At 43.6% G+C, this 26,090-nt stretch carries 28 protein-coding genes; 17 read left to right on the plus strand and 11 right to left on the minus strand.

From position 1 onward, the window contains the following. Positions 1-371 precede the first annotated feature (371 nt). Positions 372-935 carry a phosphoribosyltransferase family protein gene (locus tag MHN30_RS20830; RefSeq protein WP_010607696.1) on the plus strand — a complete coding sequence of 188 codons (564 nt, stop codon included), beginning with the start codon at positions 372-374 and terminating at the stop codon, positions 933-935. A gap of 58 nt (positions 936-993) precedes the next feature. Here MHN30_RS20830 and MHN30_RS20835 read toward each other — a convergent pair whose 3' ends face one another. Further along, positions 994-1,650, minus strand: a complete 657-nt coding sequence (locus tag MHN30_RS20835; RefSeq protein WP_010607695.1) for a Crp/Fnr family transcriptional regulator — start codon at positions 1,648-1,650, stop codon at positions 994-996. A 284-nt stretch (positions 1,651-1,934) separates the two neighbouring features. Here MHN30_RS20835 and MHN30_RS20840 point away from each other — a divergent pair, with 284 nt between their 5' ends. Continuing rightward, entirely contained in the window at positions 1,935-2,153 is a 219-nt protein-coding gene (locus tag MHN30_RS20840) for a YgjV family protein (protein WP_010379202.1), read from the plus strand. Here MHN30_RS20840 and MHN30_RS20845 read toward each other — a convergent pair. Next, the gene (locus MHN30_RS20845) at positions 2,144-3,784 is read right to left on the minus strand and encodes an amidohydrolase (protein ID WP_239360971.1); all 1,641 of its coding nucleotides are present in this window, start codon (positions 3,782-3,784) and stop codon (positions 2,144-2,146) included. The two genes, MHN30_RS20840 and MHN30_RS20845, sit on opposite strands and share 10 nt — an antisense overlap. Before the next feature lie 108 nt (positions 3,785-3,892). Between MHN30_RS20845 and MHN30_RS20850 the strand changes: the two genes are divergently transcribed. Beyond that, positions 3,893-4,393, plus strand: coding sequence for a DUF1543 domain-containing protein (locus tag MHN30_RS20850; RefSeq protein WP_239360972.1), 501 nt, complete (start codon positions 3,893-3,895; stop codon positions 4,391-4,393). A gap of 17 nt (positions 4,394-4,410) precedes the next feature. Here MHN30_RS20850 and MHN30_RS20855 read toward each other — a convergent pair whose 3' ends face one another. Further along, on the minus strand, positions 4,411-4,638 hold the full coding sequence (locus MHN30_RS20855) for a hypothetical protein (RefSeq protein WP_010379194.1): 228 nt from the start codon (positions 4,636-4,638) through the stop codon (positions 4,411-4,413). A 363-nt stretch (positions 4,639-5,001) separates the two neighbouring features. On the opposite strand from MHN30_RS20855, the gene proB reads away from it, so the two are divergent. The 4 genes from proB to gltX all read left to right on the plus strand — a co-directional run bounded on the left by proB (position 5,002) and on the right by gltX (position 9,204). Then, positions 5,002-6,141: a glutamate 5-kinase gene (gene proB, locus MHN30_RS20860; RefSeq protein ID WP_239360973.1), complete on the plus strand. Its 1,140-nt coding sequence runs from the start codon at positions 5,002-5,004 to the stop codon at positions 6,139-6,141. Between the two features lie 71 nt (positions 6,142-6,212). Next, positions 6,213-7,181, plus strand: coding sequence for a GGDEF domain-containing protein (locus MHN30_RS20865; RefSeq protein WP_130164751.1), 969 nt, complete (start codon positions 6,213-6,215; stop codon positions 7,179-7,181). A gap of 86 nt (positions 7,182-7,267) precedes the next feature. Next, positions 7,268-7,633: a glutaredoxin gene (locus MHN30_RS20870; RefSeq protein ID WP_026000901.1), complete on the plus strand. Its 366-nt coding sequence runs from the start codon at positions 7,268-7,270 to the stop codon at positions 7,631-7,633. Between the two features lie 83 nt (positions 7,634-7,716). Next, a complete protein-coding gene (gene gltX, locus MHN30_RS20875; RefSeq protein WP_010607688.1) occupies positions 7,717-9,204 on the plus strand; it encodes a glutamate--tRNA ligase in 1,488 nt (495 codons plus the stop codon). Positions 9,205-9,269: 65 nt separating this feature from the next. Here gltX and MHN30_RS20880 read toward each other — a convergent pair whose 3' ends face one another. From MHN30_RS20880 to MHN30_RS20890, 3 genes are all read right to left on the minus strand, one after another. Continuing rightward, a complete protein-coding gene (locus MHN30_RS20880; protein WP_039494481.1) occupies positions 9,270-9,707 on the minus strand; it encodes a MarR family transcriptional regulator in 438 nt (145 codons plus the stop codon). Further along, positions 9,694-10,182 carry a glutathione peroxidase gene (locus MHN30_RS20885; protein ID WP_239360974.1) on the minus strand — a complete coding sequence of 163 codons (489 nt, stop codon included), beginning with the start codon at positions 10,180-10,182 and terminating at the stop codon, positions 9,694-9,696. Before MHN30_RS20885 ends, MHN30_RS20880 begins: the two co-directional genes overlap by 14 nt. A 75-nt stretch (positions 10,183-10,257) precedes the next feature. After that, on the minus strand, positions 10,258-11,115 hold the full coding sequence (locus MHN30_RS20890; protein WP_239360975.1) for a transporter substrate-binding domain-containing protein: 858 nt from the start codon (positions 11,113-11,115) through the stop codon (positions 10,258-10,260). A gap of 238 nt (positions 11,116-11,353) precedes the next feature. Here MHN30_RS20890 and MHN30_RS20895 point away from each other — a divergent pair, with 238 nt between their 5' ends. The 6 genes from MHN30_RS20895 (at position 11,354) to MHN30_RS20920 (ending at position 17,704) form a co-directional block, all read left to right on the plus strand. After that, positions 11,354-11,992, plus strand: a complete 639-nt coding sequence (locus MHN30_RS20895) for a cytochrome b/b6 domain-containing protein (protein WP_010607684.1) — start codon at positions 11,354-11,356, stop codon at positions 11,990-11,992. A 177-nt stretch (positions 11,993-12,169) separates the two neighbouring features. After that, complete coding sequence (locus tag MHN30_RS20900; protein WP_010379172.1) at positions 12,170-12,868, plus strand: DUF3581 family protein; 699 nt, start codon at positions 12,170-12,172, stop codon at positions 12,866-12,868. Positions 12,869-13,000: 132 nt separating this feature from the next. After that, positions 13,001-13,951, plus strand: coding sequence for a sensor domain-containing diguanylate cyclase (locus MHN30_RS20905; RefSeq protein ID WP_130164747.1), 951 nt, complete (start codon positions 13,001-13,003; stop codon positions 13,949-13,951). An 815-nt stretch (positions 13,952-14,766) separates the two neighbouring features. Beyond that, positions 14,767-14,961 carry a DNA-binding protein gene (locus tag MHN30_RS20910; protein WP_099821770.1) on the plus strand — a complete coding sequence of 65 codons (195 nt, stop codon included), beginning with the start codon at positions 14,767-14,769 and terminating at the stop codon, positions 14,959-14,961. Between the two features lie 162 nt (positions 14,962-15,123). Then, positions 15,124-16,296 carry a nucleoid-associated protein gene (locus MHN30_RS20915; RefSeq protein WP_239360976.1) on the plus strand — a complete coding sequence of 391 codons (1,173 nt, stop codon included), beginning with the start codon at positions 15,124-15,126 and terminating at the stop codon, positions 16,294-16,296. Positions 16,297-16,345: 49 nt separating this feature from the next. Then, positions 16,346-17,704: a hypothetical protein gene (locus tag MHN30_RS20920; protein WP_207618159.1), complete on the plus strand. Its 1,359-nt coding sequence runs from the start codon at positions 16,346-16,348 to the stop codon at positions 17,702-17,704. A gap of 75 nt (positions 17,705-17,779) precedes the next feature. Here the strand turns inward: MHN30_RS20920 and MHN30_RS20925 are convergent, their stop codons facing one another. From MHN30_RS20925 to MHN30_RS20935, 3 genes are read right to left on the minus strand one after another with little or no spacing between them, the layout of a single operon-like run. Next, on the minus strand, positions 17,780-19,021 hold the full coding sequence (locus tag MHN30_RS20925) for a site-specific integrase (RefSeq protein WP_099821774.1): 1,242 nt from the start codon (positions 19,019-19,021) through the stop codon (positions 17,780-17,782). A gap of 1 nt (position 19,022) precedes the next feature. Next, complete coding sequence (locus MHN30_RS20930; RefSeq protein ID WP_239361054.1) at positions 19,023-19,292, minus strand: hypothetical protein; 270 nt, start codon at positions 19,290-19,292, stop codon at positions 19,023-19,025. Positions 19,293-19,294: 2 nt separating this feature from the next. Then, a complete protein-coding gene (locus tag MHN30_RS20935; protein WP_055464805.1) occupies positions 19,295-20,269 on the minus strand; it encodes a ParM/StbA family protein in 975 nt (324 codons plus the stop codon). Positions 20,270-20,733: 464 nt separating this feature from the next. Between MHN30_RS20935 and mobI the strand changes: the two genes are divergently transcribed. Then, a complete protein-coding gene (gene mobI, locus MHN30_RS20940; protein ID WP_239360977.1) occupies positions 20,734-21,177 on the plus strand; it encodes a conjugative transfer protein MobI(A/C) in 444 nt (147 codons plus the stop codon). A gap of 10 nt (positions 21,178-21,187) precedes the next feature. Here mobI and umuC read toward each other — a convergent pair whose 3' ends face one another. Next, entirely contained in the window at positions 21,188-22,456 is a 1,269-nt protein-coding gene (gene umuC / locus MHN30_RS20945; protein WP_239361050.1) for a translesion error-prone DNA polymerase V subunit UmuC, read from the minus strand. A 7-nt stretch (positions 22,457-22,463) separates the two neighbouring features. After that, positions 22,464-22,913: a translesion error-prone DNA polymerase V autoproteolytic subunit gene (umuD, locus tag MHN30_RS20950; protein ID WP_239360978.1), complete on the minus strand. Its 450-nt coding sequence runs from the start codon at positions 22,911-22,913 to the stop codon at positions 22,464-22,466. A 640-nt stretch (positions 22,914-23,553) separates the two neighbouring features. On the opposite strand from umuD, the gene MHN30_RS20955 reads away from it, so the two are divergent. The 3 genes from MHN30_RS20955 to MHN30_RS20965 all read left to right on the plus strand — a co-directional run bounded on the left by MHN30_RS20955 (position 23,554) and on the right by MHN30_RS20965 (position 26,088). After that, positions 23,554-24,459, plus strand: a complete 906-nt coding sequence (locus tag MHN30_RS20955) for a 3'-5' exonuclease (protein WP_239360981.1) — start codon at positions 23,554-23,556, stop codon at positions 24,457-24,459. 87 nt (positions 24,460-24,546) lie between these two features. Then, on the plus strand, positions 24,547-24,846 hold the full coding sequence (locus tag MHN30_RS20960; protein WP_239360983.1) for a hypothetical protein: 300 nt from the start codon (positions 24,547-24,549) through the stop codon (positions 24,844-24,846). 318 nt (positions 24,847-25,164) lie between these two features. Next, complete coding sequence (locus MHN30_RS20965; RefSeq protein WP_239360985.1) at positions 25,165-26,088, plus strand: WYL domain-containing protein; 924 nt, start codon at positions 25,165-25,167, stop codon at positions 26,086-26,088. The last annotated feature ends 2 nt before the right edge of the window (positions 26,089-26,090 follow it).

Genomic DNA, 26,090 nt, shown 5'->3' on the forward strand with positions numbered 1-26,090 from the left:
TTTTGCCAAGTCGATAGCAATTAAATTAGACTGTGTCATGTATGGACTCCTTATTTGGTAAAAGTGTTTTGCAATATCTTTATACCGTACTCTCCCGTTAAGGGGGAGGAGTCCATACATCTCCCACCAAATTAACCACTCCGTGTAGGTGTCTGTTCAACCGGCGATCTTGAACTTTAGAATATGGCTCCCCAAATCAAAAAATGAAAATAAAAAGACACTATTATTGCAGCATTTTATTGCGCTTTACGTTAAAATATTCGGTTATACCAATCACACAAGTGCCTATGGCTTGCAAACAATTGTAATTGGTATCAATTGGCAGCACTTGCTGCTTGTCACCATCACACGGGCTTCCTAACGGGGTATTTATGTCAGATAAGTGCTATATCACAGCGCAACAATTGCTAGAAGATTCATTTCGCTTAGCCGCTAAAGTTTATGAAGACGGGTTTAGACCTGACTTTATTATCGGTATTTGGCGTGGTGGTGCGCCTATTGGTATCGCAGTTCAAGAATACTACGATTACAAAGGTATAGAGACTGATCATATCGCAGTACGTACTTCTTCTTACTATGGCATTGGTAAGCAATCTAAAGAAATCAAAGTACACGGTCTGCATTACATCGTTGAAAATGCAAACGCTGACGATTCATTGCTAATCGTTGATGACGTGTTTGATTCTGGGCGCAGTATTTTTGCGTTGAAAGAAAAGCTTGCAGAACTAATGCGCTTGAACTTGCCTCGCGATATTCGTGTCGCTTGCCCATACTACAAGCCAGCAAACAAAAAAGTACCAATGACACCAGATTACTTTATTCATGAGTCTGACGAGTGGTTGGTATTCCCTCACGAGCTGTCAGGTTTAACGCCGGAAGAATTAGTGGAAGGAAAGTCTGACTTAGCAAATATTAAACACCTATTTGCAAAATAAGCTAATCAGTACTCAAGGGCGAGCAAGTACTCGCCCTAGTTATTCTAAACGCGAAAAATTAAGCTTGCGCGAAGCTATCAACAAAATCCTCAAGCGCGTCAACATCGACTGGCTTTAAGCCTTCACTACTGCGTACTATCAAGCCCTTTTCTACCAATTCACTGACCACCCGACGATATGCACGCTCAGTGGTCGCAAATCTTTCGGCTTCAGCACTTACCGTTGAGTAGGCACGAAGTAATGTTGGGTTCGAATTCTCGGCACGTAATAAGCAGTCTTTAGCAATGTTGTAGCTAAGCGGCAACAGCAACTTGTCTAAGTTTATCTTTTGGTTTTCAGTAAACTTAGCAGCGATGGTTTGCGCGGTATACAGGCTCAGCTCCGGTTGCTCTAGCAGTAATTTTCGCCAATATTTTAGCTCAATGAGGTGATAGGTTACATCGCTTAAGCAAGTCACGGTATAAATACAGGGCTGATGATTCAGCGCTTCGATTTCGCCAATTAGCGTGTTGTTACAGTCCAGTTGTCCGAGTAATAGACGACGACCGTTACCGACATCATAACTAAAAGACACAGTACCACTGGTCACCAATATGAGTTTACTCAATGGTTCATCTTGGTGGATCAAGACTTCTTTTTTGCTGTGCTGAAAACTATTACCAGCAAAAGCGAGTAACTGTTCGACCAAATTGGTTGAAAAATGATATTGAAACATCTAGATGGCTCTTCGGACATATGTCCTATTTATTAAACTATAATGACGTTAGCATGAATTTTTCAGTTTTACGCTAACTCACACCGTTTAAGTAGTATCGGTTTTATCTCAGCGCTGTGGCGAAGAATTTAACAAACGATATTACCATTAAACCCCCACTTCCCGTGTTAGAGCTAATTTATTGGTGCTAATTTCTAGGGGCTTGTGGGTTAGCCTTTTTATTCTGCTCGATACGTAAATTCGAGCATAAACTATATGCTAACGCAACTTAGGGGAGAGGACAAATGAGTTGGGAATATTTAGGCTATTTAGCCTCTGCTTTTTTGGTCGTTTCTTTGATGATGAGCGATGTTGCTAAGTTGCGTTGGTTCAATTTAATGGGCTGTATTTGTTTTACTGCCTATGGCGCACTTATCCAGGCTTGGCCGGTGGCGTTAACTAATGGTCTACTGGCACTAGTTAACACCTACCATTTGGTTAAATTACAAAAAGATCAACGCTGATATTTAAGTTCACCTGCAATCCACGTCTGCTCGACTTTAATATCATCAATTTTATCTTCGCTTACGGTAAAGTAATCTTGGTCGATTAAGATAAAATCGGCCCACTTTCCTTGTTCTAAACTTCCCAGTTTATATTCTTGAAATGCAGCATAAGCAGCATCAATAGTAAATGCTTGGAGTGCTTGTTCTCTGGTTAGCTTTTCTGTTGGGCGCCAGCCATCTTTGGGTAAATCTTGATGGTCTTGTCTGGTGATAGCGGCATGTAGACCATGGAAAGGGTTTGCAAGCTCCACTGGAAAGTCAGAACCCGCCGCGACTCTACTTCCTTGCTTTAAGAATGTTTGCCATGCGTAAGCGCCACTAAGCTGTTTGTCGTCTAGGCGCTTTTCGGCCATATGCATATCGGATGTGGCATGAACAGGCTGCATTGATGGAATAATATCTAACGTTTTAAAGCGGGGGATATCATCCGGATGGACAATTTGTGCGTGCTCAATGCGATTTCTGAGCAGTCTTCCACCTGCTTTTTTAAAAACGTGTTGATATGAGTCTAGCACGATGCGATTCGCTCTATCACCAATGGCGTGCGTGTGCGCACTGTAGCCGCTGCGTATGGCTTGGGTGATTAATGCTTCAAGCGTCGCTTGGTTTTCGAGCATTAACCCTTTATGACCTTTGCGGTCATGATAGTCGCGAATAAGTGCCGCACCTCGACTACCAAGTGCACCATCAGCATAGATTTTTACACTACGAATAGAGAGTTGATCTCGTGTATCTTTGATCACTCCAGCGTCTAACATCTCTGCGAGTTTGGGGGAGCTTGCACTGAGCATAGCGTAGACTCGCAGAGGCATTGAGTGTTCCTTGGTGCGTGCTTGGTAAACCTGCCATGTGGTGTAGTCAATCCCGGCATCATGGGCTGAGGTAATGCCTAAACTCAGTAAGTGTTCTCCGGCTTTATTTAGCGCCTTGTTTACCTGTACATTTGACTGTTCTGGGACATGAGTGCGAATAAGGTCTTCTGCCTTGTCGATAAAAATCCCGCTCGGCATGCCGCTATTCAATGTAATGATTTCACCGCCTTCAGGTGTCTTTGTTGATTTCGAAATGTTGGCAAGCGCCATCGCTTTTGAGTTTACCCAAATAGCGTGACCATCTACTCGAGTGAGCATGACAGGCTTATCTTTTACGTATTTGTCGAGATCAGCTGCGGTTGGGAATTGTCCGCCGGACCATAAGGTTTGATCCCAGCCTCGACCTATTATCCATTCACCTTCATGGGCTTTGGCGTAGTGGCTAAGCCGTTTTCCTACTTCTGCAATGGTTTTGCTACCGCGCACGTCGAGTGTGAGTAAATTATTGCCAAGGCCAATGATGTGACCGTGTGCATCAATTAAACCGGGCAATAGGGTTTTTCCCTCACCATCAAACTTGGTTGCACTCGGGTATTGAGTACTGAGATCCTTTGCACTTGTTTTTACGACTTTACCGTCTCTAATGACCAAAGAAGAAAAGCGCTCAATTTGCTGTGATTTAGTGGGCGTATAGCCATTTACATTGTGAATTAAGGTTACTTGAGCTGTTGATGACAGGCTAAAGCTAGCCAAAAGCGCGAGGAATGTTTTTTTCATTATATTGTCCTTCACTGAGAGTGTTTATTCAGAATAATCATCTAACTCAATAAAGCCAAGTCTTTGAGTTGAGAGTATACTTGGGTTTTAAAGGAGTGGAGTGTCAAAGTGAAGTTGTTTGTTGTATACCTAGGTGGCCGTATTCAAGGTTGCCATATTGAAATGCATGATGTGCGCTTTGTCGCGGCAAATACAATTGAAGAAGCTTATCCCAAATTAAAGCAGCAATGGGTTGGTGATAAAAACTCGGTGCATATGGATAGCTACACAATCATTGAACATGCCGATGGCTATGCCATTGAACTTACCGAAGAGCGTGTTGAGCAAGCTGAGCATTTGTATTTTGTGAACGTGGGAGGATATAAGCCAGATAGTTTAGCTGAGGCGCATGACTTTGGGCTGTTCGTTGCGACGAATGCGGATGAAGCAAAAGAGAAGGCAAAAGCGTTTTTGCTTAACGGTTTTAGCCATATTCATAAAGACGATTTACATGATGTAGATGACTGTTTTGCCATCGATTTATTTGATCAAAACTTAAATATCAAGCTCACCCACAGTGGCCAATCAACACCGCTTACCCCTTTGTGGTTTGGTTATCATCCTCTATAACCAATGTGAGGGATACTTTAGCCCTCACCCTCATTGTTTTCATCGTTATCTGCTTTTATGGCTATTTTAATAGCGACAATCACGACGGCAAACATTAAAAAAGGCAGTGCAGCTAGAGAGTACTCGACAATGTGGCTGTCTTTGTAGCTAGGTTGCAAAATAAAATGGCCACCCACACACATTAAGATCACTACAAACAGTAAAGGTAGCATCATAATCTCTTTGTTCTTTTTGTGTTTTTTCATTCTGAACTCAGCTAATTATTCTTTCATTGAATGGTGAACACTCTCTCACACGCGGTGCAAAAAAGCCTTGATCGAAATCAGTGCGGCGGATTATACCAATTCACTCTGAGTTAGAAATAAAATTCATGAGTTTATACCAATTGTATTAATTAAATAAGCTATTTGAAGCGGAGGAATAGCTTTAGTAGCGAGGCAAAAATTTTGCTATTTAGTTGTTCTAAATGAGAAATTTTTAACGACGCTAATATGGTATTTCACCCTTCAAATTGGTTGGAGAGTTAATGCAATTGGTATTATTACTTGGGAGGGGGGAAGGTCCGTGGTATAACGAAAACCTGTCGCTGGAAAATCAAGCAATAAATTATGACCAAAAACAATAAACAAACCATTGTTATCAAGCTCGGCACAAGTGTCTTAACTGCAGGCAGCCAGACCTTAAACAAGCCCAGGCTTGTTGAGCTGGTAAGGCAGTGTGTAACGTTACGTCAAGCTGGTCATCAGGTCATTGTCGTATCTAGCGGTGCTGTTGCTGCTGGGCGCGGTGTATTGCAGCAACAAATTGGTCATTCACTCGCTGAAAAACAGATGTTAGCTGCGATTGGGCAAGGTCAATTAATCCATTTATGGCAGTCATTGTTTAGTATTTACGATGTCACTGTGGCGCAAATGCTACTGACACGGGCCGATCTTGAGCACCGCGAACGTTACCTAACGGCACGGGATATGCTCACTAAGCTTCTAGAACATCATGTCGTGCCGATCATCAACGAAAACGATGCAGTGGCAACGTCTGAAATAAAAGTTGGCGATAACGATAACCTCTCAGCCTACGTCGCAATTTTAGCAAATGCCGATAAATTGGTATTACTCACCGATCAGCATGGTCTTTTTACCGCAGATCCCAGAGCCAATCCTGATGCGCAGTTGATAGAGCAAGTAACACATATAAACGACGAACTTAGAGCACTAGCTGGTGGCAGTGGCACACAACTTGGCACGGGTGGTATGGCAACTAAGTTGCAAGCCGCCGACATCGCACAACGAGCAGGCGTTGATGTCGTGATTGCAAAAGGTAGTGAATACGACATTTTACCGCAAGTACTTACGCAAACCGCACCAAGCACGACGTTTTTGAAGTTTGACGCTCCGGTTGGAGGGCGCAAGCGCTGGTTGCTGTCTGGCCCTAAATCAACTGGTAAAATAATTTGTGATAATGGCGCAATCAATGCGGTATGTAATCAAGGAGCAAGTTTACTAGCAAAAGGCATCGTGTCGATTGAAGGGCAATTTAAACGTGGTGAGCTGGTTCAAGTGTTTTGCCAACAAGGCACGCTACAGGCACAAGGTTTAACTAGCTTAAGTAATCAAGAACTTGGTTTGGTAATTGGCCGCCATAGTAGTGAATTTGCGCAGTGTCTTGGCTTTGAAAGTGCTGAGGAAATCATCCACCGTGATAATTTGGTACTCTTAAATCAACATAGCCAACAAGAAGTATTAAATTAGCCTATAAATTACTGTAAATTCAGAGGGCTGTTCTACACTTATCAAGAGTCAATTTTATTGAGAGGCCTTGAATGTCTATTAGCTATTCACCCTGTGGTCACGAACTTACTTTAGAGCTCTTGGCGCAAAAGAGTGAACTGGTGCTAATGCAGGCCCTTGAGCGGGTTATCTCTGATGTTTGTGGGGAAAGCTATGCATTTTATTTCAGTAAAAGCTTATCGGAAAAAGAAGTCCCAAAGTCTATATTTGTGAGCCATCGCGACTTTTGTGTTGTGGTGGGACCGGTAGATGCCGTGGTAGATAAATTACAGCAGCGTCAAGATGACAAACACCTCATTCAATACCACGGCGATAGTGTTATCCCGTTTTATCACCAAGCTCAGCTAGTTGGTTTTTTATATATAGAAGGCCAAGTAAATCTCACCACTGCGACTTTAATGAAGCACTTACTCACTGTTTTTGCGCATCAAATGGCAACATTGCACTTTGCTCGTATCGATCCGCTTTCCGAGCTACTCAATCGCCAAACGTTTGATGAAAAAGTCATGGAAATAACCAATGGGGACGGGTTTACGGTATGTCGTGATGACAGTGAAGATCGCAAGTGGTATTTAGCGATGGTAGATATCGATCACTTTAAACAGGTAAATGACAATTTTGGCCATGTGATTGGCGATGAAGTGATCCTGTTGGTGGCACAAAAGATCAAAGCTAACTTTAGAGCAGAAGACTATGTGTTTCGCTACGGCGGTGAAGAGTTTGCAGTGCTATTTCAAAGTCACAATGACGATTCTGCTGTAGTGGCACTTGAGCGCTTGAGAAATGCAATTGCCTCTAGCCGATTTCCGCAAGTAGAGCATGTTTCTGTCAGTCTAGGTTTTAGCGAAGTGGTCGATACACTACAAGTTTCTGAGCAAGTTCATAAAGCCGATCTTGCGCTTTATCACTCAAAAGAAAATGGCAGAAACCAAGTCACAAACTACCTCGCTTTAGGGTTAGCTGAATCACAATACGCATGTGCAGAAATAGAGTTGTTTTAAGCTCCGCTTATATATAGCGCTTAAAGATTATGCTAAACTCCCCAACCTATTTTTTAGCGAATTTAGCAAAAGGTTTGGGAAACGTTATGCAATTTGTAAGATGGTTTTTAGGACGTCTGATTTTACTTTTTGATTTTATTTTTACCCCGCGCAGTAAAAAACGTGCCGCAGAACAACAGCAAAAGCTAGATGCTATGACGGCAAACCTAAAGTTATACCAGTTTAAGGCATGTCCATTTTGCGTTAAAGTGCGCCGTGCTGCCAAGCGTGAAGGGCTTAAGCTTGAAACCCGTGATGCCAAAAATGATGAGCAATATCGCCAAGAGCTGCTAGAGCAGGGCGGTAAGGTGAAGGTGCCATGCTTGCGAATCGAGGAGCAAGGCGAAGTTACTTGGTTGTACGAATCCAATGACATTGTTGCTTATCTAGAAAAGCTGGAAAAAGCAGCTTAATTCACGCGCCTTACTATGCGCTAATCAGGCGCTATGCTAGCATAGCGCCATTAATCGACTAATCCATTTTTAAGAGAATTTTGATGACTATCCGTACTCGTGTCGCACCCTCTCCAACCGGTGATCCGCATTTAGGAACGGCTTATATTGCCTTATTCAATTATTGCTTTGCCAAGCAGCAAGGCGGTGAGTTTGTATTACGAATTGAAGATACCGATCAGGTACGTAGTACTGTTGAATCTGAGCAAGCTATCATGGACAGCCTACGTTGGTTAGGGCTTGACTGGGATCATGGTCCGGATGTGGGTGGCGAGTTTGGTCCATACCGTCAATCAGAGCGTTCTGACTTATACAAAAAGTTTGCACAGCAGCTTGTAGATGATGGTAAAGCGTTTTACTGCTTTGCGACGGCTGAAGAGCTAGACCAAATGCGTGAAGAGCAGATGGCAGAAGGCTTACGCCCTAAATATGATGGCCGTGGCTTACGTTTATCTGAAGAACAAGTAAAGGCAAACCTTGAAGCTGGCAAGCCTTACGTAATTCGCATGAAAATCCCAGAAGAAGGCACGTTTAAGTTTAACGATTACCTACGCGGTGAAATTGAGATCCCATGGGAAAACGTAGACATGCAAGTTTTGTTGAAAGCCGACGGCTTCCCAACTTACTTCCTTGCAAACGTAGTAGATGACCATCACATGGAGATTAGCCATATCTTCCGTGGTGAAGAGTGGATCAACTCTGCGCCTAAACTACTAAAATTGTACGAAGACTTCGGCTGGGAAGCACCTGTACTTGGTCACCTACCGCTACTTCGTAACCCTGATAAGTCTAAGCTGTCAAAGCGTAAAAACCCAACTTCAATTAACTACTACAAAGAAATGGGTTTCTTACCAGAAGCACTACTTAACTATTTAGGTCGTATGGGTTGGTCAATGCCGGATGAGCGTGAAAAGTTCACTTTGGCTGAGATGATTGAACACTTTGATATGAAGCGCGTATCGCTTGGTGGACCTATCTTTGATATTGACAAGCTTAACTGGTTAAACGGTCTGTGGATCCGCGAAAACCTAACCGATGCAGAACTTATCCAACGCTTTGTCGACTGGAAGTTTAACGGTGATATGTTGGCTCGCGTACTTCCTGAAGCCAAGGCACGTATCAACACGCTATCTGATTTGGTGGGGCTAGCCGGTCACTTTGTGGCGGGCTTACCTGAATACGATCCAGCGTTATTAACGGCTGGTAAAGCGGACGAAGAAGTGGTTCGTCAGGCACTGCAATTCTTTATTTGGGAATTAGAAAAGCTGCGTACGTGGAACAAGTCTGAGATCTTCTCTATCGCAAAGGCTGTGGCGACACACCATGAGTTAAAGATCAAAGAGTTCTTAGAGCCTATCTTCGTTGCTATTACTGGCAAAACCTCATCGACTTCAGTAGTAGATGCGATGGAAGTGTTAGGGTCTGACCTTTCTCGTGCGCGTTTAAGAGTGGCACTAGAGCATATTGGTGTATCTAAAAAGCAAGCTAAAAAGCTTGAAAAAGCATACCGTGAGTACCCGTCTATTGCATAATAGCGAGACCGTATTGCAAAAGCCGCTGATGTAGCGGCTTTTTTATTGTCTGAAATGTATCGTGTTTACCGCTGTCCTTGTGCCATCAACACATCAAGAGACTGCTTTAATAGTTGAATTTGCTCCATACTTAAGCCTGCTTTTGCCATCATTTGTGCTGGGATACAAGCGCATGATTGCTCGAGGGTTTTACCTGCTTGAGTTAAGTGAATGAAGGTTTGTCGTTCATCATCAGGATTTTTGCTACGGGTAACGAGGCCACGCTCTGCTAAGCGCTTAAGGAGCGGTGTTAGGGTGTTGCTATTGAGTTCAGCTCGCTCGCCTATTTCTTTCACGAGTTGTCCGTCTTGCTCCCATAAAATCAATAACACTATGTATTGCGGATACGTGAGCCCAACCTCTTTGAGTAATGGCTGATAAAGTCGTGTAACCTGTCTTGATGCACTATATAGCCGAAAACAGATCTGGTTATCGAGATTGAGCTGCGGGTTAGATTGACTCATTTAGTAACTTTTCAATATCTTTGGCTATTTGTTCAGGTTTGGTGATTGGGGCGTAGCGCTTAACGGGGTCACCCTGCTGGTTAAACAAAAACTTAGTAAAGTTCCATTTGATTTTATTACCAAATAGCCCCGGAAGCGCAGACTTTAGGTATTGATACAGTGGGTGTGCTTTATCGCCATTAACCTCAATCTTTTCCATCATCTGAAAATCAACACCATAATTGATTAAGCAGCCTTCTTGAATTTGTTTTGCATCGCCGGGTTCTTGCTTACCAAACTGGTTACAGGGAAAGCCGATGATCACAAGTCCCTGATCCGCGTATTTTTGGTGTAGCTCTTGGAGTCCTTCATATTGTGGTGTTAATCCACACTCACTGGCCGTGTTAACAATAAGCACAGCTTTGCCTTGTAAGTCGGTAAAGTGATATGCCTGACCTTGTAACGTGTTTGCTTCAAACTGATAGAGTGTCGTCATTTTTAGTCTTTTGTGATTTAATCGTGTGCGATTAAATTTAGACTAAGTATGACCCTTGTGCAACAGCAGGTGAAATTATTTTGCAGGAGTATGTTGATATTTGACGCTTAGCATCGCAAGCCGCCTGGTGATCAATGCGTGATCTTGCTTGGGGAGATATTTTAAGTGTGTGGTTAAATAGGTACTAGTGGAATACAGCGCACGGATCATCTGGTTGGCCTTTTCGATAAATGCTTGTGTTTCTTGGGTATGGCTACAAGCAATATGGCCTTCGAGATGAGGGAGGTTATTCGCTATTGGTAGGGAACCCACTAGGTGTGCCTTGTCCTTTGGAAAGCTCTGCTGAAAAATAGCGGGGTAGGCTAATATAAAGTCGACTTTACCTGCACTAAACTGCTCGATAATGGTTTGTGCTGAGGTTTTATACGGTCTAATGGCAACATTTTTGGGTTCAAGTAGCGCTAATGCGGAGTCAATGGTATTGCCATAAGATTTGCCAACCTCTTTGATGATAGTGGCCTGTGGATAGTAAGCCATTAAACTTGCCAGCGACTTCAGTTTACCGGTGGCATTCACAAGGCTGGCATCCATCGGGGTGTGTTGTTTGAAGTAATATAATCTATGGCTCGGATATAGGTGGATGGGGATGGTAAACAAGAAGGTTTGCTGGCGACTTGGGGTTTTTAGGCGAGACACCGCGCACACAGGCTCTTCGCTTGCTAGTAATTGGTTAAGCTTGGTTGGGGTGACAATGTTAAAGTCAAAGTAATCTCGGCCAAACTGGTTTAAAAGCAAGTTGTTGGTATCTGACTCTAAACTATGGGCTTGTCTGGTAAAAAGTCTTTGCTCATCGGCAGGTTCATTCGAGATCAGCAATATTTTTGCGTTGCAGCACGCACCAAATAACAGCAGCATTAGCAGTAAATATTTCATTATTGCTCCAACCCAGTAAAGCAAACACCAGTTTACTATAGAACATTATTACTCGGAGCTGCGAAGTTTGCGGCAAAAACATGTCTAAAAGCCTAACAAACATCAGACAGATGTATATAAATTGGACGCAAAATACGGTGCCAAATCAAGATAAGTGGTTATTTAACCTTAACTCTTTGTGCTGAGTTTTATAACCTGTCATCATTGCAATGATTTTTACCTATGGGGCAAATAAACAATGACCAAAGTGTGGGATGGATTTATCCGCGGGTTTCACTGGCTGCTCGTAGCAGGACTAGTAACCTTATATATTACCGGTGAAGAAGGCATGATGGATCTTCACTTTGTTACTGGCTATTTATTGTTAGCACTGATGGCAGCGCGATTAATTTGGGGTGTCATTGGTAGCCAAACCGCTAAATTAAGCGCGTTATTTCATTCACCTAAAGCAATTTTATCGGCCATTAAATCAAAACAAAGCCATGTAGGACATAATCCTGCGGGAAGTTTGATGGTGCTGCTATTTTTTGTGCTGATCCTTGTCCAGCTTGTTTCTGGCTTGATGACAACAGATGATATTTTGGTGGAAGGCCCACTTGCACAATATGTATCTTACGACTTAGTTGAATTAGCAGGTGATATACATCACACCAATATTGAGCTGTTAATTGCGGCCATTGCACTGCATATATTTGCTATTGTGGTGTATCGCCTAAAAGGTCAAAACCTAGTAAAGACATTAGTTACTGGTAAGCAAGAACATGCAGTCAGCACGCCTGTCATGAAATCGGGTGTTGTTGCATACCTTATCTTTATTGCACTTTCAGCTTTGTTACTCTTTACGTGGGGCGCTGAGCCATTACAAGGGTTAATGTAACTTAACTCTAAACAGAGGTTAGCGAGGTCATTGTTTTCAATAACTTCGCTAACTTTTAGTGCCAAGTCCGGTCAATGTAATATTTGTTAACAGATTATCGTAACAGATATGACCTCTATTTCAGAAAATTCTGGTAACATGGCGCAGTTTTATCATAGAGGTTAGAGAAAAGTAGCGATGTTAGAGCCGTATTATCAACAACAAGCAAATGAGATCACCATTACCAGAGAGCAGGGGAGTTTATTTGCAAAAGGAGTCGCGGACGACTACAACCCACTGCACGACATCGATGCAAAGAAGTTTTGTGTACCGGGTGATCTACTTTTCTCCTTAGTGTTAAAGCACTACGGCTTAAGCGAGAATATGGAGTTTAGCTTTGTGGGCATGGTTGATGAAACAACAACCCTTACATTGCCAGAAGGTGCTGCGCAATTTGATATTACCGCAAATGATAAAGTGATGCTGTCAGTGTCGCGCACTGGTGAAACCAGCACTTGCCCAACACTCATCAATAGTTTGACGAGAAATTACGTAGAATTTTCAGGCACTACCTTTCCTCATGTGATCATCCCATTGATGGGTGAGCAAGAAGTTATGATCAACCCTGCAAGGCCGATGGTGATATACGAATCTATGTCTATTCATATGGATGATATATCGGTAACGGAAGTAACATTGGAAGCGGCTAAGCCAGAGTTTAGCTATGAAGGCAAACGTGGCAAGATCAACCTGCGTTTTAACTTGCTGTCGAATGGCACTAAAGTCGGTTATGGTGAAAAGCACATGTTAGTTTCTGGGATCCGCGAGTATTGTCAGCAAACCGTTGATGATTTGATTGCCTATTACAACGATAGAAAAGTAGCATTAAAGCCGTAACCTCCCAATACACGCTGACGCACCAGTCAGCGTGTTGCCCACACCGTTTTCCTTTGAAACAATAATTCATCCACTCTTCAGCTGTCCGCTATACTGTTTAGATAAAATGTAATTGAATTAAATGGTATTACTGTGCCGTATGCAGACTTGCTCAAACCAGAAGCCTCACAACAAACATTACTAAAGTGGCAAAAAACAGTCGATTTGATGGCGAAGATTTTTTCGGCGCCTGCTGCGTTTGTGGTGCAAAAGAAAGAAGATGGCTTTGCAGTGATGATTGCAAGCGACCAAGAAGAAAACCCGTATCCTGCTGGTGGTTTTATACCGCAAGAAACCAATATCTTTTGTAAGCATGTTGTCGCTAATAATCGCAATCTATATGAGCAGCACGCCAGTGTAAATTATCAGTGGGACGATAACCCTGAGGTTGCCAATGATGGCTTTGAGTCTTATTTGGGGGTACCTATCCATTGGCCCAATGGAAAGTCGTTTGGCACTTTGTGTGTGATGGACTTTAAACCCACGAATTACGGCGCTCCGTTGGTTGAATTTATAGAGCATTTGCGCGATATGCTAGAAGACGATTTGGTGATGATTGAGCGCTATAGCAAAATCAAAGCGATAGCGATGCAAGACCCGTTAACTGAAGTATTAAATCGTCGTGCGACTGAAATACTCGGTGAACATAAGCGTGATATTGCGTTAAAACTGGGTGGTGCGCTTTACTGTGTCTTTCTTGATTTAGATGGTTTTAAACCAATAAATGACAGCTATGGTCATGAAGTTGGTGATCAGGTGTTACAAAGTTTGGCTGAAGCCTTGAAGGCCGCAAGCAGCGAAGATGATATTATCGGGCGCTATGGTGGTGATGAGTTTCTGGCTATTGTGCAGCGAGATAATGAAAAAGCCGTCAACGACTTTATTTTTCAAAGCGAGGCTAATTTCTATCAAGCGTTAAAAGAGAAAAAGCTCCCCAAGTGTGGATTTTCAGCGGGATTTGCCAAGTGTGAAAATAAGTTTGAAAGCATGGCTAGTTTATTTTCTCGGGCAGATAAACACATGTATCAGCAAAAACTGAGCTGAATGCTCGATGTGATCTAAAGCATATAGGCGACATAGTTGCAGACAAGGCATGCCTTTTGTGAACAATGGCGATTTTACGTAAAAAGCTGGACTAATAAACTAGCCATCACAGACCACCTTTTATCAACTACCGCAATGGCTAAATAACATCTGCTATTTAGCTGCGAAAATTACCGTCATCAAGTTGTTAAAATGGCCAAGATCGGAGAGAATATAGCAATCTTTGTTCGAATTTAGCGTGGCCGAGTTTTGGTTCGGTTGCCAATGCCATAAGTAGAATTTCAATGTCAAATATGAGTATTCCGCAGGAAGTGTCGCGCAGACGTACTTTCGCGATCATTTCACACCCTGATGCCGCCCAGCCTTTCAACGCTTAAAACCACCTTTCATTGCACACCACATTCACATCTCTACGTACTGAATTTAAAGGCTTTTTGTCTTTTTCTCGTTTCTTTGCTTTTCAATGATGTTCAAGCGTAACCTCGGAAAGTGTGTACAAACTTGAGTACAAATCGCCATATTTACCGTATTTAGCGAAATTTCATGACACAAACCTAGCTGTAGGCCCCGTGGCTACTGGGTTTTGGCAAAAAAATACCTATATTTTATATGCCGAAAATCGAGAAATGATGGTGAGACGTTCGCGATTATCTCTAATTGTTTGCCGGTTGAGTTTGTTACCGGTTGCTTTCTTACTGTCCTAAAAGTTCATTTGTATGGACCTGATCTTCTGAACAAATCATGCATCTTTCTGACCATCAATAAGTGATGAATCAGGCGATGATAGCTTTACATTGATTTTCAGGAGAATGCAGATGACAGCAGTAGCGCACCAAGTAACCCCTTTTCTAACGTCTTACGAAGTTATGGCTCGTTACCACATTAGCTATACGACGCTCTGGCGAAGAATAAAAGATGGCAGCTTGCCGCAACCTCGTATCAACCGAAATACACGAAACAAGCTGTGGCACATTGAAGACTTGGAAGAGCATGAAAGGAATGTTAACTAAGTCGTCAAGCGGTATTTGTCCCGAGCTCAATAATCCAATTGACGCAAAATTTCAATCCCCTGTACTATTGGCTAATATGGAAGATAGTGTATGCTGTATTTACATCCAGTGTTACTTGTGCTGTCTTAGGTTATCAAGCATACAATAGTATAAGGAAAAAATGTGCTGAATTGTGTTGAGTGTGGATTTTCTTATGAAGATACTTTAGAAAACTGTCCCCGTTGTGTTGAATTGGATGTCACTGAGCGGCCTGTTCTTGTTGCTGTCGCTGCTATGACAGCGGAATTAATAACCACAACCGGCAGCTCAAAATTAGAAGCAAAAATCGGTGAACTTTGGCCCCAAAATGATGGCGTGAGTTTCAAGCTCATCTCTGAAGTAGAAAGAAAATTTAAGGGAAAAAACAAATTTCACAGTTACTTTTTAGAAAGTAACTCATTAAATTCAGCACCCAATATACTTAAAACATATATTAGTAAAAACATTACATTTTCAGTGCTCGTAGAAAAATTCATGGATTCTCTTGTTTCTTCGGCAAAAGAAGTTGGTGTCCATAAAGTTTCTGGCGGTAATATTGTTTTTATGCACTATAAAAGCCATGAAGATACCGATATAGGGCGATTATTGGCAATCTGGGTAACTAAGAAAGATGGTTTTGATTTTGACAAAGAGAGCTTAGTGCCAAAAGATAGTAGTCATTTAAACCTTGACGCGTTGAGACAAGCAGCATTGTTTGATCTTACTTTATTTGATGAGGTCTATCCAAAAATTCCTTCTGACGATACTTATTTAAAATTCATTAAGGGCGCATCTGGCGGTGCCTTTTTTAAAATTGCGTTTGGTTGTGATGAGAGGAATGTAGGTAATGTCGATTCAATAAAAAATCTTCGACAGGCAGTAAGTGATTACCAAGATAAATATAAATTATCTAATGATTTCTACATGGAAGCCAGCGCAAAAGTTGAAAAATTACTTGAGACAGCCCAAAAGAATGGAAAACCTATATCACTATCAACGTTATGTAATGCCGTTGACGGTTTGTTACCTGATGACTCGTTATTAAAGGGAACATTCGAGTCTTTTGTTAACAATAGTGGCTATGAAATTAATCATCATATAGAACCTACTTTAAATAGCGTTAAAGCAGGGCAGACCATTGAGGTGGTTGCAGGTGATAAAAGCTTTTCAGCTAAAATATTAAAAAAGCAAATTGGTCCGGCGGGCTCCGGTCATTTAGTCGAATATGAAGACGGGCGACTAACATTTTTAATCGTTGACCAGGAGCAGAAGAAAGAGCTAGTCAAGCTCGTGACTGCTAATACAGAAAATGAATAGCGAAAATTTTCAGTCATTTTTTAGTATCGTAAGTGAAAGTTCGCCAACTATGAACGATGGCGAACTAGTACTTTCGTTGTCTACTAAAGTCTCATCGCATCAAATTGAAGAAACGTTAACAAGTGTAGGGTACTCATTTGACGACGTTAGAACTATTCGGCAAGGAAAGGTAAACCTCTCGCTCAATGCATCCGACTGGTCAAGTAGTTGTCCAATTTATCTTAGTTGGGAGGACTTATTTACTATCGTTGAAAATACGTCGAAATTACCTTCATATTTTTACGTTTTAGAAACAATGGAGTCCTCGTTAGACGACATACAAAATAAGCGCGCTCTAGAGTTATTTTGTGCCCTCAGACAGTTACTAGCTTCATTAGCCGATCAATGCGAACCTCCCCAGGATGGATGTGGCAAAGGTTCCCGTAAGTTGTTTTACATAATTGAAACGGAAGATGGTGTGGTTAAGTATGACTTTAAACCTACTCTATTGTGGAGTGAGCTTAAAGAAACATTTACTGAAGATGGTCAGCTATCTTTGATTGAAAAGTTACGCAAGTTAATTGCTCTGGGTGATAGTCAAGATTCTGAGAGAAGATCCGTTATGCGTTCTGCATTTCATGAGATTATTTCTACTTGTCATTCTAGCTCAGAAATATTTAAAAAAGTCATAAATTCTATCGATAATTTTCATAAACGCTATGAAGAGCATCACGATATTTTTGTGAGACGTTTTAGTATAAACAAAGTTCTTCATGAGATTAATGAGAAAGACTTAAATTATACTTCTAAGATTAATGAAATCTTGTCGAGTGCACAGAACAAAGCGTTGACGATACCAGGAGCTTTAATTGTAATTGGAGCTGTGATGAAAATTGATCAAATGATTGATGGGGTTGCAGTTGCAATTGGTATGTTGATGACTACACTGATCGTACACCGCTCCCTAAATGTTCATGAAAGCACGTTTGATCACATAGAAAAGCAAATCACTTCAGAATTTAAACGGTATGATGTATTAAATGAGAAGGTTGAAATAAGAAAAAGGGCAAAGCAAACAATCTCTGAATTATCAATTTTAATAGATAAAGCTAAGAAAAACTCTGGTTTCATGAGAAATTCTATATGGCTTATTTGCTGCTTAGCCATAGTTTTTGTGATTGTTGTATTGAATGATGATCGAAGTGGTGTTGCTTTTTCTAAGGTGCCACATCAAGAGTCAAGCATTATATCACAGCAGAAAAATAGTGATGTTATTTCTGGAAACGCTATTTCGATAGATGTTGTATCTGAGTCGAAGCCTAATAAAATGTCAGTTGAGGTGAGCTCTGATTCTAGCGCTATCCCCAAATTACCAGTTGAAGAACAGTCTGCCCCTAATGTAAAGAAGGCTTCAAGTATAGAAGAATAACCCGAGTCTAAAAAACCATTAGACTCGGTTACTTTCAAGAGTTCCAACTCCTTTTATTTGATTTTAGTAATTTATTTACTGTCCGAAACGCCAGTTGAATGGAAAGCCTGTCGGCTCGATGATGGTTTCTAGTTGTTGATACCAAACGTCGTAAGCATGACGCATTTCATCCAGGTACTGATATTGGTTGTAGATAGCATCCAACCCTTTTTTGCTGTGGCCAATCATCAACTCGGCAACTTCTTGCGTCGTGATGGCCGACATTCGTGTTCGCATCGTTCTGCGAAGGTCATGCATGGACCAATGTTCCATCTCAACACCAAGCGACCTGCGAGCCCAGATTTTCACATTGTTAGGAATAGTGGTATCAAAGCCATTTGTGGCAAGCTCTTCTTGTCCGTTCGCGGGAAACAAGTAAGTTGATTTGCTCATCTGCATCGCCAATTCAATCAGCTCAATTGCAGGCCTAATCAATGGTCTCATGATTGGCGCTCCAATTTTCTCACCTTGTTTGCGGATCTCTATAGGCACTGTCCACATTGCTGATTGCAAATCAAAGTGATGCTTTTCAGCTTGAATGAGTTCTCCCTTGCGACCGCCCAATAGCAGAAGCAATTTTATGTAGATGCGGTTCTTCTCAGTAATTTTTGACTCATGTAAATAGCGCCAAAGTATCCTGATCTCGTTATCGTTTAGCACCCGAGTTCGTTTGCCTTTCTTACCGCCAACCTTTTTTGCTGTGATCCCAGCGGCAGCGTTAATTTCCAAAATTTGTTCATCAATCAGCCAGTCATAAAACTTGTGCAGCACAGACACCAGACGTTCTGTGTTTGAAGGGGACGACTCCGAAACCTCACGAAGACAGTTTCGTAAGGACAATTCATTGATGTCAGTTAATGGGTACTTGCCAAGTCGGGGCAGCAAATATATTTCACTGCTGCGTTTTTGGTAGTGCCACGTTTTCTCCTTTAGCCCTTGCTTACCGGCAGAGTCTATCCAGTCTCGAAAAATCGATTCGAAGCTTTGGTTGGCAGAATACTTGGCCCGTTCCTGCTGTAGGTAGAGCTTGGGGTTTCTGCCCTGGTCGAGTACCGCCCTTAACCTATCCAGCTCATTCCTGGCTTCAGCAAGCTTCATAAGTGGGTAAGTACCTATGTCTACTCGCTGTTGCTTGCCATCGAACCGATAACGAAACTGAAAAACAATTTTGCCCTTGGGCGATACCCGAGCACTTAGCCCATCTCGGTCGGCTTTTACTACGGTTTCTTTTGCTTCTTTATTTAACCTGGCATCGAGCCAGCTAACTGATAACGCCATGTTATAAGCCCAGCCCTAGTTTTGATTTTAATGATTGTTTACGTGATTCTGCTTTGGGTTCTGGCGCTGTACTCACCGAAGTCACTTCACCATCTGGTACATGGTCATCCACCGGTGCAGATGTGGTGGATAGATTGGGTTGGCTCATTTGAATTAAGCCAAAGGTGGCCAGCATCCGCAGACGCTCAGCGCGTTCCCGTGGCGGCGTCTTTTCCAATTCTTTGAGCAGTTCTGGGTGGCTCCCTGGGGGAATGTTGACGACAACTCTCATGATCAGGCCCCATAAAACCAGAAGCCTCGGACGTTCGCCAAAACAGACTGTTCCGGCACGATGATCTTGCTTCGTGAAAAAATCTCCTTGGCCGCTTCCTTATAAGCCAAGGCTCCCCCTCCGGCGATCAACACCAAGTCCGCATTGATGCTTTCGTCACGCATTGATTGGCGCATGGCTGTAAGAGCAACAGGCGCTACCTTTTTCATGGCAGCATTCAGATAAGGTGAAATATCGACTTTTTCTCCAAATAGCAGGACCTGTAAGTCCCCGGTTCTCATGGCTTTTTCAAGTCGATCCATTCCGACTTTGGCACCGTGATCTTCTGAAATCAGCTTATCGATTGTTTCCAGTAGCACGGACATTGCCTGAAGACTGGTTCCTGATGAGCTGTAGCGAATTTCTCCGGCCTCAAGGGCAACCCAGTCAACAGAAAAGAAGCCGGGATCGATGACGACGACGCGACCTTCTTCAATCAAGCCCAAATCTCCACCTGTTTGAACCAGATCCATGTAGGCACCGGCAGGCTGCGGCAGCACTTTGACGTCATGAACAGTGATGCTGCGCTTAGGCGTCACTTGATGGACACCTTTTAAACGCTGCACAAGGTCAGACTTACGTTGTGGTTCATGAAACTGGGAAACCGGTAATCCAGTGACAACCAAATCGATGGAGTCAGTTTCAGCCATTAACAAGGCGGCATGAAAAAGCGCCTTATAGGTTTTTGTGGTGGGATACTCCGGGTGAAGCTCTCGTTCCCAGCCTTGAAGGCGTCCAGCAGGCACACCAGCGGCCCAACGCTCATTATCGACAGACACATACAAACAAGTTTCATCATCGCCTCCACCGATACGCTCCGGCATACGATCCGCAGGACCGGCACCCGCAGGCAGAATAATGGTTTTCGGTTCACTGCCTGATTGGCCAATTGCCAGCTTCAGGTTTGAGTAACCGATATCTACGCCTAGTACAAACATACTTATCTCCTGTGCACTCAAAGTGCTCTAACGGTTTTCAACCAACCGCGCTGTTCACGCTTGGGCATTTCCAAGTGCTCTGGCGGTTCACTCAAATGTCATTATCAGGATTCGGTGCACTGACGGTGGGCAGAAAGGTGACAAATTCTTTCATCTATCTGCCTATTGCATTTTCGCAAAAGTATGAGAATAGGCTCTGTTTGGCGGCGGATGACTGAGCCAAAAAAATCGAGACGCCAAACGTCGTTTGCATTCTGGCCTGAACTCGCCAAACGGTTTGTATCTTCATGGCGATACGTCTTTTTAGGCGTTTTTAAGTGAAATCGGCCTGTATCCCTTGTCAGGTATGGGATTGCACGAGTTGATTTATATCGAGACGCCAAACAGTGATTGTTACGGCAGTTTTACGTTTGGCGTTTCGATCCAAAAGCCAAACGGATAGTGGTTTTGGCTTTTGGGGTTAATTGGATGGGGAAATTGGTTTGGTAGAAATCGTCAATGAACAATGGAAATCAGAAGTATCAAATTTATTGCAGCAAGAAACTGACAGGCTAAAAGCGCTGGCACGAGCTGAAGTTGATGACTTTTGGGTTACCCATTACAAGGTTCGTGAAAATGAGCCCTTTAAAGATTGGGGGCTGCTTGGTGTCCGTATCAGAGACTTTAAGTATGGCTTTGGCATAGAGTGGTACATCAACAGCTTTCACGGTCAACGAGGCAAGCGCGTGGTTTTTAGTAAGGGACTGCGTATCTCAAAGACGAAACTGAGATACTCATTTTTGGACTGCCAAGGTCTAGCCAAAGAATGGGAGTTAGCGCTGGCCATGGAGAAAGAAGGTTTCTTCAGTGATGTTCGACGCCAGGTCGATAAGCTCAACATGTTGCGTCGCAGAGTGAATGCCTATTGAGTTAACTGCGCTACTTCACTCGCGGCAACTGGTCCCAGCGTGTTGTATAAGCGGGAGACAAATGCTCTCGCTTCATTGACCAATCTTTCTTCGTACCTTGTCCAGCAAAGAAAACCTTTCCGGCACCGCTTTGGTTAATGGTGTCCAATACAGACATCAACTGCTGGCTATTAGAGCGGGTAGATACGTCATCGAATAGTCCTGGTTGAAACATGCCTGGATCGTAAAAGTCAGACAGCATGACCCCCGCTTTGGCATAACGAAATCCATCCTTCCAAATCCGCTTGAGTAAGTGATTGGCCAGCTCGATAAAATCCCGCGTATCACAACTGGGTATCAATAACTCGCCCGATGCGGAGTTACTGTACTGCGGCTCGTTGTCCTTAAAGGGGCTGGTACGTATGAATACGGTCATCACTTTGGCTTGCTGCTGTTCTTTGCGAAGCTTCTCAGTGGCGCGGGTTGCGTATTCACATACGGCCTCACGTAACAATTCAAATTGCGTTACTTTTGCGCCAAATGAACGGCTACAGACGATTTGCTTCTTAGTTGGCGGGATCTCTTCAAGTTCAATGCACGACTCACCATTGAGCTCTCTGACGGTTCTCTCTAAAACCACTGAAAACTGGTCTCTGATGGCTCTAGGAGAGGCATTGGCGAGGTCTAGTGCTGTGGTGATACCCAACGCATTTAAACGCTTAGAAAGCCGTCTGCCAACGCCCCAAACATCATCAACCGGGACTAATGCGAGCAATCGACGTTGCCGATCTGGATTGGTCAGGTCTACAACCCCTTGAGTGGCTAGATACTTTTTGGCGGCATGGTTCGCCAGCTTGGCGAGTGTTTTAGTCGGTGCAATGCCTACACAGACGGTGATCCCAATCCAGTGGCCTATGCGCGCTCGCACTTGTTGTCCGAACTCGACAAGAGATATGGCCGACTCAATACCGGTTAAGTCCAAAAACGCTTCGTCAATGGAGTAGACCTCTACTCGTGGTGCCATCTCCTCCAAAGTGCGCATCACTCGACTGCTTAAATCTGCATACAGCGCATAGTTGGACGAGAATGCCAAAATGCCATGGCGCTGCATTTCAGCTTTGATCTGAAAGACGGGTACGCCCATTTTAATACCGAGTAACTTAGCTTCACGCGAGCGTGCAACCACGCAACCGTCATTGTTGGACAGCACCACAACCGGCGTATCTTTTAAATCAGGACGAAACAGCTTCTCACAACTGGCGTAAAAATTGTTGCAGTCCACCAAGGCAAATACAGGCATGGGATAGTCACAACTTGCGGCGCATGTTTCGCACCACATTGGTGACCACACCAAATATCTCTAACTCTGTCCCTTCAGGAATATGGATGGGCTCATACGCCTGGTTTCTTGGGAGCAGCTTGACGCACGGCCTCAGTTGCAGCTCCTTTACCGTGAGTTCACCATGGATGCCCGCGATGACAATGTCACCGTGTTCTGCTTGAACAGAGCGATCAACCACCAGAATATCATCTGGGTGAATCCCGGCATCAATCATTGAGTCACCTTCAACACGCACAAAGAAGGTTGCAGCCGGTCGCTTGATGCAGAGCTCGTTGAGGTCGAGCGTTTGCTCAACATAATCCTGCGCTGGTGAGGGAAAACCAGCAGAAACACGTTCCATGAACAATGGGATACGAAGGCGCTTGGCTTTGATGAAGGCAAGTGCGCCGCTATGGCCTATCAGCGAGACACTCATGACGAACCTCGAAAAAAATAGAATTAACACTGTTTGTTTATACAGTATCTAATGCTATGCTGATTTCTACAAGTAAAATTGTAGGTAAACTGTAGTTGTTCGAGTAAGACGTTGTGTCGTGGGTGATTTCTTTTTTGTGTTGAAAAGCTTGATGTGGGTGATCGCTCGCCCTCGTCAAAGCCTGCAAGGCTTGGACAATACTGCTTCTGCCTACTGCTCTTGTTTCTGTTACTGATCCTGTTACTGCTACTGGTTAACGCATGGGTCGAGTAACCGTCAGATAAGGCTTGTTTAACCCTTCGCAAAGGGTTTAAAAACAGTTAGTAAAATTCTGCTTCGTATTGAATTTACAGGCTTAAGGCGAAGTCAGGAGAATCATTAAAAAGCTCAGTCGAACTCAGTTCAAGCCTTTTGCAACCGTTTGAAAAGGGGTTGGCTAAGCCATACGTAAAGGGTATCGGTAAGGGTTACCTAAACGGTTTAGCTAAGACTTTCTGAAAGGCTTAGCCAAAGCCTTCATACATGGGTTCACCCAGTATAAAGATTAAAAAAACGCTGAGGTATCCAAGGTGCATTTTGTACAACCTGTGGCACAGTGAAATAACCCAAAGCGAACAACAGAATTGAAGAGGAACCATCAATGACAAGAGCCCCTGCGCCATTTCCGCTAGAGCGCCTCGCGGATATCCCAGAAAGACCAGAAGATTTTAGATTGCTGGAGCGTATTCCATTAACGCGTGAGCCGCAGTCCTGGCCACTTGAACTATCTCCTGTAGTCGGTGACGAACAGCCAATGGTGCTGCTCGATACAGAGACAACCGGACTGTCTGCCGATGATGAGTCCATTATTGAGCTTGGTATGGTTAAGGTGCTTTACAGCCCCTCTGCTCAGCGGATTGTGTCGATTGTTGATGTGATCAGTTTGTATGAAGATCCCGGCAAGCCTATACCCGAGCTGATTACCGACTTAACCGGTATCACCGATGATATGGTGCAAGGCCAGCGCATTGATGATGCACTGGTTGCGAGTTGGTTATCCGATGATCCGCTGGTGGTCGCGCACAATGCACAGTTTGATCGTCCTTTCTTTGAAAAGCGGTTTGCCGCATTAGGCCATCTATCTTGGGCCTGTTCAGCCAGTGGCATAGATTGGAAAGCACTGGGCTTTGAAAGTCGAAAGCTTGAGTACCTGCTTCTTCGCTTAGGTTGGTTTTATGAAGGACACCGAGCTGCAACCGATTGTTTGGCGATGGCCTGGTTGTTCCATTTGTTGCCCGAGTCCGTTGCAAACTTATTGTCTGAAGCAGACAGGCGAACTGTGCTAGTTCGTGCGTTTGGTGCGCCGTTTGATGTAAAGGACTATCTAAAAGAGCGTGGTTACCGCTGGCATGACGGCGTAAAAGGTGCCAACAAACATTGGTGGTGCGAAATCAGCGAAGACGAGTTACCGCAGGAACAAACTTACCTGGATGATTTGTATCATCGTGGCTCAGAACATGCCCACTATGACTACAAAGATGCCCGCAATCGATTTAAAGCTTTGTAGCTCTCTACAAGTTAAGCCTTGCATATTTGAAAACCTTTGGAAAATGGAAAGTGAACTCATGGTTTAACCAACAAGAGGAATCTTTCCATGTACCAAGACACCTACATTGAATACTGGGGCGAAATCTTCGTCTCTGCCCACATCATTGAATTTGGCATCACGTTCGAGCGCTTTCTTAAAGATCCATGGAAGCATTTGATGTCCTGTGGCCAAGAATCTGCACCGGACGCGATTGCTGAAGGGATGCTGCCATTGCTACCAGCCCAGGCAGAAGTTGCCAGGCGCATTCGGGAGAGTGAACAACGAGCCCTGATGTCTACAGAGTCGGACAAAGGGGTATCGCATCGCGGTAACATCGTGGTGCCATTGGTTCGGGTAGCGCATTGATAGCGGCTATCATCAATGGCATGAAACAATGTCTTCACTCCTATACCTGAGCGGCAATTGCAATCCAGATCATAAAGTTGCCGCTTAGTCTTCCCTACAAAATAATTTGTGATAGGATGATACCTAATAAAATTAATTAGGTTGAAGCCTATTCAGTGTTTTATGGCAATATGTCCAGCTTCAACCGGTAGAGATTGCTAAGTCATTGCGGATGAAGAGCAGCATTGAGTGATGCTTTTCAATGTGATTACGCGATGTCGATCCTTACTTTATAAACAGAATTTTTAAAAAACTGGTTGAATTGGATAAACAAGACGCATGACAAATGATGGTCTGAAACAAACGGTAGTGGCGAAGTCAGATAGGCTTTCGCAGATAGCGCAGTTGCCACAAGCAACCAGGGATCGCATTGCCCACATCGATTTCACCTTATTGTTTAAGGGAGAAGCGGTGCGAGCGGATTTAGTCGATCGCTTCAGTATAGCCGCCGCTCAGGCAACGAAAGACTTCACAATGTACCGAGAGCTTGCACCAAGCAACATTGAGTATGACCAAAAGCTCAAGTTGCATAAACGTGGTGAAGCATTTGAACCCTTGTTCGACTATGACGTTGTTCGAACACTGGCAACCATCAGCCAAGGGTACGGCGATGGCTTCACTGGAAAGGTAAAACCGCCTCTGGCCTGTGAAGCGCCTTATCACTTAAACAAGCCAAGCCTATCTATAGTGGCGAAGGTCACCGAGGCCATTCACAAAGGCAAAGCCTTGAGTATCACCTATGTGTCGTTATCGAGTGGTGAAACAACGCGCGAAATTGTGCCGCATACGCTGGTGGACAATGGCCTGCGTTGGCATGTTCGTGGTTTTGACCGCAAGCATGGTGAGTTCCGTGACTTTGTGCTGACTCGAATTAAAGCAGCGGTTGTGCTTGAAGACTCAAGGTTATCTGAAGCTGAGCTCGAAACCCAGGACCGGCAATGGAATCGCTTTGTAGAGCTGGAGTTAGTGCCGCACCCACGCATAGAGCACAGTGAAGCGATTGAACTGGATTATGGCATGAGGGGTGGCGTTCTTAAGGTTGAGATTAGAGCAGCAACCGCTGGGTATTTGCTTCGCCAATGGCATGTGGATTGTTCCAAAGCACACAGCCTTCAAGGCACTGAATACCAGCTTTGGTTAAAGAATACTCCGACACTCTACGGGGTCGGAAATTTGAATTTAGCTCCAGGGTTTAACGAATGATG

This window comes from Pseudoalteromonas sp. OF7H-1 (assembly GCF_022347825.1).
Taxonomy (GTDB): Bacteria; Pseudomonadota; Gammaproteobacteria; order Enterobacterales; family Alteromonadaceae; genus Pseudoalteromonas; species Pseudoalteromonas maricaloris.